Source organism: Coprococcus sp. AF99-45 (assembly GCF_027663865.1).
Classification (GTDB): domain Bacteria; phylum Bacillota; class Clostridia; order Lachnospirales; family Lachnospiraceae; genus Allocoprococcus; species Allocoprococcus comes.
This window is the reverse complement of the sequence record NZ_JAQDGZ010000010.1, coordinates 1-13,468: the sequence shown is the minus strand read 5'-3', so window position 1 is coordinate 13,468 and position 13,468 is coordinate 1. Positions and strand designations below refer to the sequence as shown.

The 13,468-nt window shown below is 44.1% G+C and carries 16 protein-coding genes; 11 read left to right on the top strand and 5 right to left on the bottom strand.

Features of this window, described 5'->3' with window-relative positions:
* Positions 1–9: 9 nt before the first annotated feature.
* The 5 genes from PGR14_RS08860 to PGR14_RS08840 all read right to left on the bottom strand — a co-directional run bounded on the left by PGR14_RS08860 (position 10) and on the right by PGR14_RS08840 (position 5,847).
* The gene (locus tag PGR14_RS08860; protein ID WP_005333469.1) at positions 10–2,127 is read right to left on the bottom strand and encodes a vWA domain-containing protein; all 2,118 of its coding nucleotides are present in this window, start codon (positions 2,125–2,127) and stop codon (positions 10–12) included.
* Positions 2,124–2,390, bottom strand: a complete 267-nt coding sequence (locus tag PGR14_RS08855; protein ID WP_005333471.1) for a helix-turn-helix domain-containing protein — start codon at positions 2,388–2,390, stop codon at positions 2,124–2,126. The genes PGR14_RS08860 and PGR14_RS08855 overlap by 4 nt, the downstream gene beginning before the upstream one ends.
* Before the next feature lie 9 nt (positions 2,391–2,399).
* The gene (locus tag PGR14_RS08850) at positions 2,400–4,211 is read right to left on the bottom strand and encodes an AAA family ATPase (RefSeq protein WP_005333473.1); all 1,812 of its coding nucleotides are present in this window, start codon (positions 4,209–4,211) and stop codon (positions 2,400–2,402) included.
* A gap of 16 nt (positions 4,212–4,227) precedes the next feature.
* Positions 4,228–5,004: a hypothetical protein gene (locus PGR14_RS08845; protein WP_022415111.1), complete on the bottom strand. Its 777-nt coding sequence runs from the start codon at positions 5,002–5,004 to the stop codon at positions 4,228–4,230.
* A 141-nt stretch (positions 5,005–5,145) separates the two neighbouring features.
* Complete coding sequence (locus PGR14_RS08840; protein WP_005333477.1) at positions 5,146–5,847, bottom strand: single-stranded DNA-binding protein; 702 nt, start codon at positions 5,845–5,847, stop codon at positions 5,146–5,148.
* 325 nt (positions 5,848–6,172) lie between these two features.
* Here PGR14_RS08840 and PGR14_RS08835 point away from each other — a divergent pair, with 325 nt between their 5' ends.
* The 11 genes from PGR14_RS08835 to PGR14_RS08785 form a co-directional block, all read left to right on the top strand.
* The gene (locus tag PGR14_RS08835) at positions 6,173–6,871 is read left to right on the top strand and encodes a response regulator transcription factor (RefSeq protein WP_005333481.1); all 699 of its coding nucleotides are present in this window, start codon (positions 6,173–6,175) and stop codon (positions 6,869–6,871) included.
* Positions 6,872–6,948: 77 nt separating this feature from the next.
* Complete coding sequence (locus tag PGR14_RS08830) at positions 6,949–7,875, top strand: ABC transporter ATP-binding protein (protein WP_008373911.1); 927 nt, start codon at positions 6,949–6,951, stop codon at positions 7,873–7,875.
* Entirely contained in the window at positions 7,868–8,719 is an 852-nt protein-coding gene (locus PGR14_RS08825; protein ID WP_270223281.1) for an ABC transporter permease, read from the top strand. Before PGR14_RS08830 ends, PGR14_RS08825 begins: the two co-directional genes overlap by 8 nt.
* Complete coding sequence (locus PGR14_RS08820; RefSeq protein WP_173785606.1) at positions 8,720–9,616, top strand: sensor histidine kinase; 897 nt, start codon at positions 8,720–8,722, stop codon at positions 9,614–9,616.
* Positions 9,617–9,877: 261 nt separating this feature from the next.
* Positions 9,878–10,312, top strand: a complete 435-nt coding sequence (locus tag PGR14_RS08815; RefSeq protein ID WP_173785605.1) for a hypothetical protein — start codon at positions 9,878–9,880, stop codon at positions 10,310–10,312.
* A 3-nt stretch (positions 10,313–10,315) separates the two neighbouring features.
* Positions 10,316–10,675 (top strand): YccF domain-containing protein, encoded by a 360-nt coding sequence (locus tag PGR14_RS08810; RefSeq protein ID WP_173785604.1) that lies wholly within the window; start codon positions 10,316–10,318, stop codon positions 10,673–10,675.
* A 1-nt stretch (position 10,676) separates the two neighbouring features.
* Positions 10,677–11,486: an EcsC family protein gene (locus PGR14_RS08805; RefSeq protein ID WP_270223280.1), complete on the top strand. Its 810-nt coding sequence runs from the start codon at positions 10,677–10,679 to the stop codon at positions 11,484–11,486.
* Positions 11,487–11,547: 61 nt separating this feature from the next.
* Positions 11,548–11,892 carry a hypothetical protein gene (locus PGR14_RS08800; RefSeq protein ID WP_268805378.1) on the top strand — a complete coding sequence of 115 codons (345 nt, stop codon included), beginning with the start codon at positions 11,548–11,550 and terminating at the stop codon, positions 11,890–11,892.
* Between the two features lie 165 nt (positions 11,893–12,057).
* On the top strand, positions 12,058–12,732 hold the full coding sequence (locus PGR14_RS08795) for a helix-turn-helix domain-containing protein (protein ID WP_242979798.1): 675 nt from the start codon (positions 12,058–12,060) through the stop codon (positions 12,730–12,732).
* Between the two features lie 226 nt (positions 12,733–12,958).
* Positions 12,959–13,249: a DUF1877 family protein gene (locus PGR14_RS08790; protein ID WP_425590812.1), complete on the top strand. Its 291-nt coding sequence runs from the start codon at positions 12,959–12,961 to the stop codon at positions 13,247–13,249.
* On the top strand, positions 13,225–13,468 hold a 244-nt coding region (locus PGR14_RS08785), incomplete at its 3' end, for a GNAT family N-acetyltransferase (RefSeq protein ID WP_442872482.1). The genes PGR14_RS08790 and PGR14_RS08785, both read left to right, overlap by 25 nt.

Genomic DNA, 13,468 nt, shown 5'->3' with positions numbered 1-13,468 from the left:
CACCTTCCTTTATTTGAGATGCTGTTTGACAAGCTGTGCCATATTCTTTGGAAGCTCTTCCAGTTTCGTGATATCCAGGAATCCGTCCTTGTAAATCCTGCGGATATTTTCCTTATCGTCACCAATGGCAGCCGCAAACAGGATGACATCCCGTTTTTCGTATTCTTTCTTGATGCCCCGCAGATCTGCCTCTGCTTCCGTTCCGCTGTAGCCGTAATCGGCTGGCTGACCGTCAGAAATCAGGATCAGCAGCTTCTGAAGCTCCGGGCGTGTGCACAAATGCTCTGCTACGAAGCGGAGAGCTGCGCCGTCCCGGTTCCCGTTGCGGTCGCACATATCCATCAGCCGGTAACAGTCCTCATTGTCCACAGAATCAAATTCTGCATAGGAGTAAAGAGCAACGCCGCCTGCATCCGTGGAATGCCCGTAAATGGTGATAGGGATACCGAGGCTTTTACAGAAATCATAAAGGACAATGGCAGTCTTTCTTGCATGTGTCATCCGGTCACCCCAACCCATCGAACCACTCTCGTCAATCAGGAGGGCAACAGCCAGACGTTTTTCCTCTCCTGGAAGTCTGGTTCTGGTAAAGATGGTTCCGTCTGTCTTATAGAGAGCATGGGAGTCCAGACGTTTTCCAAACAGGAGATTCTTCTGCTTTCCGCCTTGCTGTTCTTCTTTCAAAAGCGGCAGGATGGTGCTTTGCAGCTTTTTGGAAGCCCGCAGGAGCGGGGGAGCAACTGTCTGGTATTCATTCTTCAGGTAATCGGAAACACTGGTCAGGCGATGGATGGTAACATGGATGCCTGCATGGGCATTGCCGTAATGAATATCATTGGCTGTTTTCTGCAGTTCCTCGGTCAGTTCCGTCTGACAGTCTTCCTGCACCTTTTCTGCAGCCACATCGTTCAAGATCCGGAACAGATCCTCTGCAGCATGCTCATAGCCGCTGCCCTGATACTGACTGACATAAGTGACGCCGGGGTTGTTTTCATCCAGAATGGTATTGGTCTTTGTAAGAGCGATGCGCCCGCCTTCTTCCGAAAGCACCTGTTTGGCTTCCTCTATAGCATCCTCTTTGGTACGTGGACCGGAAGGAGCATTGCCCTCATCATTCCCGCTTCCTTTTGGGGAAGCTGGTTTGATATTCTTTGGAATGGCACCGCTTTTTCCGGTCGGAAGAGGAGCGCCGCTGCTGACTTCATCCCCTAGAAGATCTTCCAGAGCATCGGCAGCGGAATCCTCGCCATGCATTTCCAATTCCTCCCGTGTTTTTTCGATGAGCGGCTGGATATAGTTCCAGGTCAGGGCTAAGAGCGCATTGGAAACCAGCATCCGGTCAGTGCCTTTTTCCGATTCCATTGCCGTATCCAGAAGATCGGTACAATCGGAAATGGTATCCAGATAATCCCCCTGATAGCCGGTGGGATTGTTGATGTTTCCGGTCCGGCAATAGGAAAGGATCAGGTTGGCAATGATGGAAAATGGCTGGTATTCTTTGTCAATTTGTTCCTGTATGGAAGGAATCTGTTCGGACATACGCAGGTTATTGAGTTCAATCCCCTGTCGGAAGGTGCCGTGGAATTCCTCACACATACGGTCTTCAATATGGATGTCTTCCAGAATGTTTTGAAAAGTTGCGGCGCATCGTGCCAGTGTCAGGCATCCGGCTTTGTCCTTTTCTTCTAACACTTCTTTGATCTCCTCCAGTGCTGTCTGATAAGCTGGAAGGGATAGCTCCGGCTCCTTCGGATAGAAGGAACCGTTTTCCAGACTCCTCAGATGAACAGCGTGGGCTGTGAAATCAGAATAGAGTAAGTGCCCCACTTCATGCCCGGTGAGCCCTGTCAGGCTCTGGGAACGTAAGAAACGGGTGGGGAAAGACTGGGTGATCGGGTTCGCTGCGTTGAGATGTACCTTATAATTGTCGGTATATGCAACGCCTGCCTGTTCGGAAATGTCCCAGTCCAGCAGTACCTGCAGTCCATACCGGTAACGTCCGGTAACGGCTCTGGCAAGGGAGGTCTGGTACTTCTGATAGGCAGCGGAGAGGAATAACTCCTCATCCGCAATGGAATCCTCTTTTGCCCGGATTAGTTTCTTTAAATTTCTTTGGCTGTGATTCACGTGATATTCTTCCTTTCTTTTCTTAGATTTTTTGTCAGCAGTTCCTCCATCGTGCAGCCGTAATACACAGCAAGGCGAAGGACGGCATAAGCCATCGGGGAGGAGTTTGCATTTTCATAATTCATAATGGTTTTCGGGGGAAGATTTAAGATTCTGGCAACTGCCTTTTGTGATAACTTCGGTGTTTTGGCTTGCCGGAGATAAGACAGATTATCTGCCAGATGCTTTCGGATCTGGGCTTCTGTGAGTGCTGCTTTTCTCATAGGCGTGTCCTACGCAGCAAGCACAGTATCCAGACAGCTTTCTTCCACTTCCGTACGGTTCTCAGCATCGGCAGAGGCAGAGGCAAGCACCGTGTAACGGGCCGCTTCCCGGATATCCCCGCAGACCATGTAGGACTGCACCCAGGAAATCAGCTCCCTCATGCCACAGCAGCCATCTGTAATGAGATTTTCCCGGCAGTAGACAGCCATGGATTTGACAATGCGTGTCATCAGACGTACCGTTTTTGCATCCTTGCATCCGGTAACAGCCATGGCACGTTCTACCTGTGTATCCTCATCCGGTTCATCCAGATCAATCACAAGGTTCATTCGGGAAATGACAGACTGGTTCATCTGTTTACAGCCTGCATAGTCATTGTTTGTGGTGATTACGATGGTCGTATCCGGATGACGGTGGATGGTTTCTCCGTTTGGAAGATATACGCTGTTACAGCGGTCTAAAAGGGAGTTAAGTCCAACCAGTACACCGGGATTAGCAATGACCGTAGGCTCCTGTATCTCAAGAATATACCCATAGCGGATGGCTTCGACTAGAGGCGTATCCACATACTGGAAGTTCTGTCCGGAGGTGTGTTCCTTATAATAGCTGTGCATTTCATCAAAAATCGTATCGATCAGCTTCTGGTAGGTGTCCTCGGCAGAAATTTCTTCATCATAGTTTCCGGTCAGCTTCTGATAGGCACCGGAGGGATCTAACTGGATTTCCTGAAAAGACGGGTACTGCCGCTGAAGCCGGGTGCGTTTTCCGTCCACATCCGGAAGAATCTGACCTAAAAGGTCGAATACCTCTGTATTTGCGGAACAGGTAATGCAGCGGTAAGGAAGGTGAAGTGCGGAAGCAATGGCTTTGGCTCCTTCGGTCTTTCCGGTACCTGCCGGTCCCCGTAAAAGAAAATTCCGCATCGGCTGTGTGGTATCCGTTGTCAGTTTTGCGTGTTCGCAGATCCGTTTGATTTCCGGAGGGATGATGTACCACTCTGCCAATGTCGGAACAGATACCTCCTCTTCCGGAGACAGCCTTCGGGATGCGGTCAGGATAAATTTCCCAACAAAATCATCTCTGGAAATGGCTGCCTGTGCTTTCTTAAATCCACTTCCTGGACGTAACACCTGAAAGTCTCCATGGAGCACTTCGGTTGGTGCATAGACCCCCTTCTGGATATTTAACGGTTTGATCAGCGACAATACGCCGTTTGCCGGAAGGTCAATCTTAACACCACCGGTCGGGAGACCTGATGCATAGCGGGTTCTCCGGTAAATGTTGTCGCAGAGAACGGCTGCTGTTTCCGCAGCGGCGTCCAGATCGGGATAACCGTTGTCCCGGTGCGCTTTTAATTCCTGATACTTTTCATTACACTCTTCATCTGCCAGAAAAACCGGCATCAGTGCGAACAGCAGAGCCGCACCGGACTGTTTGGAGTCTTTAAATTCGTATTTTTCCGGTGTGCTTTCCACATCCGGCGGAGGAGTATAGCAGCCTCCGTAAAACTTTCCGTTTAGCTGGTTGTAGACAACCACCTGAAGATCACCGGTTTTGCTCGGATATTCCGCCACAACAAAATTGTTGGATTGGGTACCGACCGCCCCAAGCTTTTCCGGCGGGGTACTGCCAACCGGGTTTTCCAGCTCCAGATAAGCAAGGACTGCCCGCAGGGTAGCTGCATGAAGCGTGGATTTTTTCCGTGGCTGAGTACAGTATTTGGATGCAATGTCATCAAAGATTGCATGGTCCGTATAATCCTCAAATGGTTCCGGGAGTTTGCGTTTGAACCCCCAGGTTGCTACGATGTTATTTGCCATGATTCGTTCCTCCTTCTTATGAGATCCAGGACAGTTCCAGTGCCTGCTCGGTCTCTTCTGTGGTCAATTCATCTTCAGTAAAAATCTCCGTCAATTCGCCCCAGTAATCTTTGGGCGGGAAATGTTCCAGCTTTCCCCGGACTTCCGGTTCAGTGCCGTTCAGAATATAGACATCTCCCTGCTCGTTGATAAACAGCTTTTCATAGCCCCTTGCCTGTAAGTCACCGACCAATTCCATCAGTAGCGGTTTCCCAATCAGGGAATACCATGATTTGGGATTAACGGCTGGTCTGGAATCCGGATTTCCTTCTGACGGTTCCTTTTTATGTAAGGATTCAATGGTCATCATCTGAAGCGTCAGACTGCCACGGGCATCCATGAGAATTTCCGCAAAATTATAACTTCCGGTATTCCGTGTGCGAATCCGTAATGGTTCCCCATCCAGTATCTGGGAGAGCGGTGGTTCTTTCACAAAATCCCATGTGGCATCCGGGAAGGCTTCCTTGAGCTTTCCGGTAATCTGGAATTTGATCTGTCTCCAGAGAATGGTTTCCAGATCAGGTGTTCCTTCCAGATGACGAGTTCTTTCTGGGCGTTTTCGTAGCTTATGCTCCCTGTTTTTCAGGCGTTCCGTGAAAAGCGGGAGAAGATAACTGAACAGCGTGACTCCGATACCGATCAGGGCAATGCCTGCAATCAGAAGCCGGTTGGCATCCTGTGGTACGAAAAGTGCTGCAAGAAACAGTACAAGCACGACAAACTGTAAGAATTTTTTTCGATTTGATTTTTTCATGAGCTGATTCCTTTCTGATTCATGATTCTTAGACAAGCCCGGAAGCTGGATGGGAAATCGCCGCTTCCGGACATGAAAAAGAGGAACTGCATCATCACAAAGATGATAAATGCAATTCCTCAACATAGGGTTCCTTGAGAGTTAATAGGGCAACTGGGATGCCATCTGTTCCGGCACATTTTGAAAGCCGTCAGTTGGCTGACTGCCCGGCATACCTCCGTAATTTGGCATTCCGGTATAACTGCCCTGCGGCGGGTAGCTGCTCTGTGGCTGACCGGTTCCGTTTGGCGGAGCCTGATACTGTCCGCCATTTGCAGGAGGCGTGTAGGCACCGTTAGCAGGAGCCATTCCCTGCTGTGGATAGCCGCCAGGCATTGCCTGATTCTGGTAGCTGCCATTGGGATTTCCCTGCATTGGGTAGCTGCCATTGCCGGCTGCACCGGGCGTTGCCGCACCACCATTCGGCTGGCTGTTCTGGTTTGCACCCGGATGTCCGGTATTGCTGTCAGAACGGTTGGATGGTACAAAGTGCCAGTCCTTGACATTGATCCTCGGACCGGCATTTGCCTGCCCCGCATTCTTTCCTTTCTGATAAATGAACGGATGAAGCTCCAGATCACCATAGATCATCAGCCCGGTTCCTTTCTTTACGCCTGCTTTTGCTAAGCGTTCTGCAAGGAACTTGTTAAAATAGCACTGATAGTAAATGGTTTCTTCCTTTCCATCCTGGCCTCGCTGTGAAACTGCAATGTCCAGAGAAACATATTCCGTACCGGAATTTTTTCCTTGCTGCATCTCAGGATCTCTTGTGGCCCTCCCTAAAATTGTTAAAATTGCTGACATAAAAATTCTCCTTTCTGCCTCTTTGGGCGTTAAAATAGATTAAAATAAAAAAAGTGCCATTATAGCACCGTATAAAACGGCAGTATAATGACACGATTTTCCAAACTTAAACTGCATATGCTTCTGGATGAATGGTCCAGACTCCCATGACGGGACAGCACAAAAACTTAAATACAAGATTATATTAACACAAGATATAGCATATGTCAAAAGAATTAGAACTATATATAGCATATGTAGACGAGGTGGAAGGATAATATCAAAAGAATTTTGGACATAGTTATAAAAGTGCAATATAATATTGTTTAAATCGGAAAATGGAAGGATGAGAAAAATGGAGCAGAAAAACAGAATTCTGATTGTAGAAGACGATACGGATATCAATAATCTTTTATATACGGCATTACAGAAAGCAGGGTATGAGACGGTACAGGCTTTTTCCGGGACGGAAGCGAGGATGCTGTTCCAGATGGATAAGGCGGGCTTTTCTTTGATTCTATTGGATCTGATGCTTCCGGGAATTTCAGGAGAAGAGGTGCTTGCCCAGATTCGGAAACAGGGCAATACGCCGGTTATTGTCCTGACAGCCAAAGACGGATTGGATGAAAAAATCGGGCTTCTTACCAGTGGGGCAGATGATTACATTACAAAACCGTTTGAGATACAGGAGGTGCTTGCCCGGATTCAGGTTCAGCTCCGCCATATGCAGCAGGAGCCGGAACATAAAAGCGTGTCATATAAAAACCTGGAACTGGACCGTGAGCGCTTTGAAGTCCGGATTGCCGGAGTGCTGCTTCCCAAAATTACAAAGCAGGAATTTGCAATTCTGGAGCTTTTACTGGAGCATCCGAAACAGGTCTTCAGCAAAGAAGAGATTTTTGAATATGCGTGGGATGAACACTATATGGGAGAGACAAAGACACTGGATGTACATATCAGCAATATCCGGAAAAAGATAAAAGCAGTAACGCAGGAGGAATATATTGATACCGTATGGGGAATCGGCTACCGTCTGCATTCTTAATCTTTACTCTTTTTTTACTATTTATTTGCGTTTGATTAGGATTTATCCGATATGATAACAGCAGATAAGAAAAGGAGATGAAAGCATTGAGTGAATTGTTATTAAGTACAAATGGATTGACGAAGCAGTATGGTCATCATAAGGCAGTGGATAAAGTAAACCTTCACATAAAAAAGGGTGCTATCTATGGATTTATCGGACGGAACGGTGCGGGAAAGACGACTTGCCTGAAGATGATCAGTGGACTTGCAAGACCGACAGCCGGAGAGATTGAGATGTTCGGGTGTAAAGGAAAAGAACTGGAGAGGATTCGTTCTCGTGTGGGGTGTCTGATTGAAGCACCGGGGCTGTATGGCAACATGAATGCATATACAAACCTGAAAATAAAATGTGAATTGTTTGGTATTCGGAAAAAGGGATACATCGAAGATATCTTAGAGACGGTCGGACTGGAAGGTGTCGGAAAGAAAAAAACGAAACATTTTTCCCTTGGAATGAAGCAGCGTCTCGGAATCGGGCTGGCACTGGTCGGGGAGCCGGATCTCCTGGTCCTTGATGAACCGATCAATGGGCTTGATCCCCAGGGAATTGCAGAGGTGCGTGATACCATACAGAGACTGCGAGATGAACGGAATATGACGATTTTGATATCCAGTCATATTTTAGAGGAATTATCTAAGATTGCAACGGATTATGGAATTATCCATAATGGAAGTCTTCTGCAGGAGCTGACAAGCGAAGAACTGATGAAACGCTGCAGTGAACGGATTGAAATAGAGTTAATCCATCCGGAGCAGGCAGTCCCGATTCTGGACAGAATGGGATTTACCAACTATCAGGTTACAGATAAGAGCCATATCCATATATTTGAACGATTGAATGAAAGCGCCAATGTCAATATGGAACTGGCAAAAGCAGGAATTTTGGTCAATGGAATTTCCATTACCAGTGAAGAACTGGAAACCTATTTCTTGAATCTGACAGGAGGGAATCAAAATGCTTAATATGATAAAAATGGATCTGTACCGGATGGTCCGGACAAAAAGTATGTATGTGGTATGGATTGTGATGGCGGCAGCTATATTCTTCTCCACATCCATGTCGAAACTGGATATTGATACGATGAACAAGGAAGCGGAACAACAGCAGACAGAAAGCATTGCAGAAACAGTGAAACCAGAAACCATCAATATGGGAATGTCCGTATTCCTGCCGACACAGCCGGGAGAAAAAGTAACGGTCTTTGATCAGGTATATGCAAACCTGCAGGCGAAGTTTGTGGCGTTGTTTCTGGTGATTTTTACAGTGCTGTTTTCCAGTGCAGATATAGGAAGCGGTTATATTAAAAATATCGGCGGGCAGGTAAGGAGCCGGAGAAACCTGATCTTTTCCAAAGCTTCCGTGTTGTTTGTGTATACGACTGTTACCATGCTGCTTTATTTCATCATTCAGATTATTGCACAGCAGATGTACTTCGGATATCTGGAGTGGGGGAATGGAAGCGAGTTGCTGAGATACTTTGGTATTCAGATTTTGCTTCATTATGCACTGGTACTAATCAGTATGGCGATTGCGGTGGTTTTGAACAGCAACGTGTTCAGCATGACGATTGTTATCTGCCTGTGTATGAATACCATGATTGTTTTATACGGAGTGATCAATCATTTGATCCAGAAGGCAGGCGTGGAGAATTTCCAGATTTTGAAATATACAGTGACAGGAAAGATTGCACTTTTATCCATGTCACCGACCAATAAGGAATGCCTGACGGCAGTTGTGATTGCGGCGGCGTTCGGAATCGTGGTTACATTACTGACAGGATGGGTATTCAGAAAGAGAGATATCTAAATGATAAAACTAGGGTTCGTGCTATTGATAGCAGTGATACTGGTACAGGGAATGTTATTTTGGAAATACCAGCGGCAGGTGAAAGACATCTGCCGCCAGTTGTCGTTTCTGATGAAGCACGACAGCAACATGCTGATTACCAGAGAAATGGATTTGGGAGGCATTGGTGAGCTGGCAGATGTTTTAAACGAATGGCTGGAACTGAAGCGAAGGGAAAAGAAGGAATACTTGAAGAAAGAGGAGATGATTTCGGATACATATACAAATCTCTCACATGATATCCGTACTCCTTTGACGTCCCTTGACGGATATTTTCAGTTAATGGAAACCTGTGAAGACCAGGAAGAGCAGAGACGGTATATGAAGATCATACAGGAGAGAATCGGCAGCCTGAAAGAAATGCTGGAAGAATTATTTACTTTTACAAAGCTAAAAAACGATTCCTTCCATCTGGAAATGTCATCTTGCTGTATTAACAAGATTTTGAAAGATACCATATTTTCCTATTATGATGAGTGGACGGGTAGAGGAATTGAACCGGAGATACAGATTACAGAGAAATTGCTGTTTATGAACGGAAACGAACAGGGAATCCGGAGAATCCTTCAGAATATCATAAAAAACGGACTGGATCATGGGGAGAAGAAAATCAGTATTTCACTGGAAGAAGTTGAAAACAGCATTCGGATACAGATAAAAAATCAGGTATGTCATGTGGAAAAAATAAATGTAGATCAGGTGTTTGAACGGTTTTATAAAGCGGATGAAGCACGCAGTAAGACTTCCAGTGGCCTCGGCTTATCAATCGCAAAAGAGTTGGTACTCCGTATGGAAGGAAAAATCAGTGCCCGGATAGAAGGGAATGATTTCTGTGTGGAGATTGTGTTTCCAGAATAGAAGGAATCTTCTTGGACAAGAAGAATCTATTATTTGACAAATTATTTCCAATATGTTATATTCATCTCAAGCAAAAAAGGGAGTAGCTGAACGCCTCGAAAGAGGTGGTTTTGTAACCGACAACCGGTATCGAGAGATACCCGTAGCAAATAAGATAGCAAGACTTTTATTGTGGCAGAGGTCATGATAGGAGTCTTTTTTTATTATGAAATATAGAAAATCTGCCGCAATAGGCTGCTAAAAAGAAAGAGAGGATAAACGATGAGTAACGAAATGATGAAACGGGAAATGCAGGAAGCAGTACAGGCAGGGGAGCGGGCACTTCAGAGCCTTTACGCAGCAAGGGATAAGTTGGGAAGTGCGAGAAACTGGGGCATTTTTGATATGCTTGGAGGAGGCTTTATCAGTGACCTTGTGAAGCATTCTAAAATGAATGACGCATCTGCGTTGATGGAACAGGCGAAAAGCGATATTCAGCGTTTTCAGAGAGAATTAAGAGATGTGCAGGTTTCCTTGGATCTGCGCATGGAAATCGGCAGTTTCCTTTCCTTTGCGGATTTCTTTTTGGACGGGCTGGTGGCAGATTACATGGTGCAGAGTAAGATTGCAGATGCAAGAGAACAGGTGGATGATGCCATCAACCGGATAGAAACAATACTTGCTGATGTGAAAAATCGAATGAATGTGGAGGTGTAGCATATGGGATGCCTGGGAAATGTGTTGTGGTTCGTGTTTGGCGGCGCAGTTAGCGGGCTAAGCTGGTGTCTGGCAGGCTGCCTCTGGTGTATTACCGTTGTGGGGATTCCGGTAGGGATGCAGTGCTTTAAATTTGCGGCGCTTAGTTTTTTCCCCTTTGGAAAAGAGGTGCAGTATGGTGGCGGAGCTGGTTCGTTCCTTTTGAATATCATCTGGCTGATCGTATCTGGTCTGCCTCTTGCACTGGAACATCTGGCAATCGGTGTAGCTATGTGTGTAACGATTATCGGTATCCCGTTTGGTTTGCAGCAGTTTAAGCTGGCGAAACTGGCATTGATGCCGTTTGGTGCGGAGGTGTATTAAGATGCGATTATTTGATAAAAGGACGCCGCTTCAGAAAGAGTGGGAAAAGCTGGAAGTACAGGAGCAGAGATTCCTTCAGAAGCGTTCAGAGAAAAGGGAGAACATTCTGAATCAAAAACTGGAGGAAAAGATACCGCCGAAACTTCAGGAAACATTGGATACTGCTTTTGCGAAGGCATTTGCTCTGATTTTCGAGAAAGGAACCAGGGTTATTGAAAAGACGTATCAGCGGGCAAAACTGGAGCAGGACTATCAGGTACGACAGTATACGGCGGATGTAAAGCAGAATTCCAAATCCCTGCGAGCCTTTTCTAAAAAAGCGAGAGATACAGGAACAAAGAATTTACTGCTATCCGGTGTGTCTGGAATCGGGATGGGCGTATTGGGAATCGGTCTGCCGGATATTCCGGTATTTACAGGAATGATTTTAAAGAATATTTACGAGACTGCCCTGCAGTATGGATACAGCTATGAAAGCAGGGAAGAAAAATATTTTATCTTATTATTGATCCGGGGAGCAGTATCCTATGGGGATACACTTTGTGAGATTGACGGGAAAGTAAATGAATTTATCAGAAATGGAATGCTGCCGGAAGAGTATCAGGATAAGGAGCAGATCGAACAAACAGCGGGAGCTTTGTCAAAAGAGCTTCTGTATATGAAGTTCTTACAGGGAATTCCGGTGGTTGGTGCTGTAGGCGGAGCTTATGATGCAGTCTACATGAAACGGATCACAGAGTATGCAGAACTTAAATACCGGCACAGGTATCTGGCGGGGCGGAAAAAGACAGAGAATAAATTGTTGTTTTGATGTGTGTGGAGTATAATGTGTGCATTAGACAGAATCGACCAGAGAAGGAGGTTGTAAGATTATGGAATGGATAGGATTCATTGCATTAGCTGTGTTGCTTTGTTATTCCTCATATCCTGGGAAGGTAAAAAGGCTTGAAGCAGCGGTGAAAAGATTGGAAAGAAAACAACGAGGTGAAAATAATATGTCAAAATTGATAAATGAATTGGTCAATACGGAGTGTAAAATAAAATCAGATGATGCTTTACAGTTGGTGGGAAGTACAGAAATGAAATGTCTGGTGTTGGATACGGATGATGAGTGGATGAAAGTCCGGTTTACTGATAAGAAGAATAATCAGATTACGAAATTACTTAGAATTGAAAATATTGATGAAATCGAAATAGTAAGTATGGAATTGAAATAGGGTGTGGATACGAAACTATGAATTATTTTTTTAGAATTTAGCTTGAAACCAGCCTAAAATCAGCAAGCAAAGAATATTTGCGAAGCGAAAATATCAATGTAAAAAGTCAATTGCTTGTCATAGTAGTAAATTTAGATAAAATGAAATTGCAAGGAGGAGTAAGCTATGCAATTGGGTCAGATGATTGCAAAAATCAGAAAGGAACAAGGGATGACACAGGAAACTTTTGCTAAAAAGTTTGATGTAACAAGACAGACAGTTTCAAATTGGGAGAATGAGAAGAGCTATCCAGATTTGCATACGTTAATAAAAATCAGCGATGAGTTTAATCTATCTCTCGATGTTTTATTGAAAGGAGATACTACTATGGTAAAAGATATTGATAAGAAGATAAAAAAGCATTCTCTGTATAAAGGTGTAATAGTGGTTTTGGTTTTTATGGTTGTTGGTTTATTTGCTTTTATTCAATTCAATAATGGAAGCATGAATGACACTGCAAAAGATTATATGGACAATTATGTAAAAGGTGTAAAAGTTATAGAGATATATGATGCCGCAAATAAGGAATTGCTGGTAAAGTATGATGATAAGCATAATATAGATAAGGTTATTTCTGCTTTAAATATAAAATCATGGAAAGAGACAGAAAAAAGCATAGGTATGAACCCTAAATATACCATAAAATTTTATTGCGATACTACGAACCAAGATGAAGAAAAAGATATAAAAGAAATTACCCTTTATGAAAATGGGGAATATGCTACGATTTTTATTACTTCTCCTGGCGGAGTAAAACAAAACTATAAAACGAGCATTGATATTTCTGAATTGGTTATCTAATAATATTTGTGTAATGAGAATGAAAATCTAATTCTTTCAAGTTTAACTAAGACATTCCCGGAGCCAATGCTCATGTGCGGTAAAGTAACACACAAGAATTTAATAGACAACAGCCCCTCACTATTCCTAAAATTAAGGGAAAATAAATAGATTTCTTAAAATCTGTATGGTAGAATATGATTATGAACAAATCAACAAACAAGAATTGATATGGGAGGATAACAATATGTCAAGATTAGGTATGCTTTATGCACTGAACGAAGAAGATGTAAAAAAACTTCGCTCTGTGCCAGAAGAAGAACGATATGAATATATGTTGGAAGAAATAGAAGAAGCCTTAATCGGAAGTCCGCGCAGTTGTGAATTAGATAAAGCATGGGAGGGTATTCAGTATTGCTTAGGTGGTGGACAATGGAATGAAGATAATTGCATCCCGACTAATATTGTCTTTGGCGGAGAAGTTTTGGTAGAAACGGATGATGAAATTATTACATTGAAGAAAATAATAAAATTATAGGATTTGCATATTGCTATACACTTTTAAGACCTGATGGAAAAACAATGTTTTATTTACACTCAATAGGAATGTTACCTAACTATCAAGACAAAGGTTATGGTTCAAAATTATTATCTTTTATTAAGGAATATTCTAAAGAGATTGGTTGTTCTGAAATGTTTTTAATAACTGATAAAGGTAATCCTAGAGCTTGCCATGTATATGAAAAATTAGGTGGTA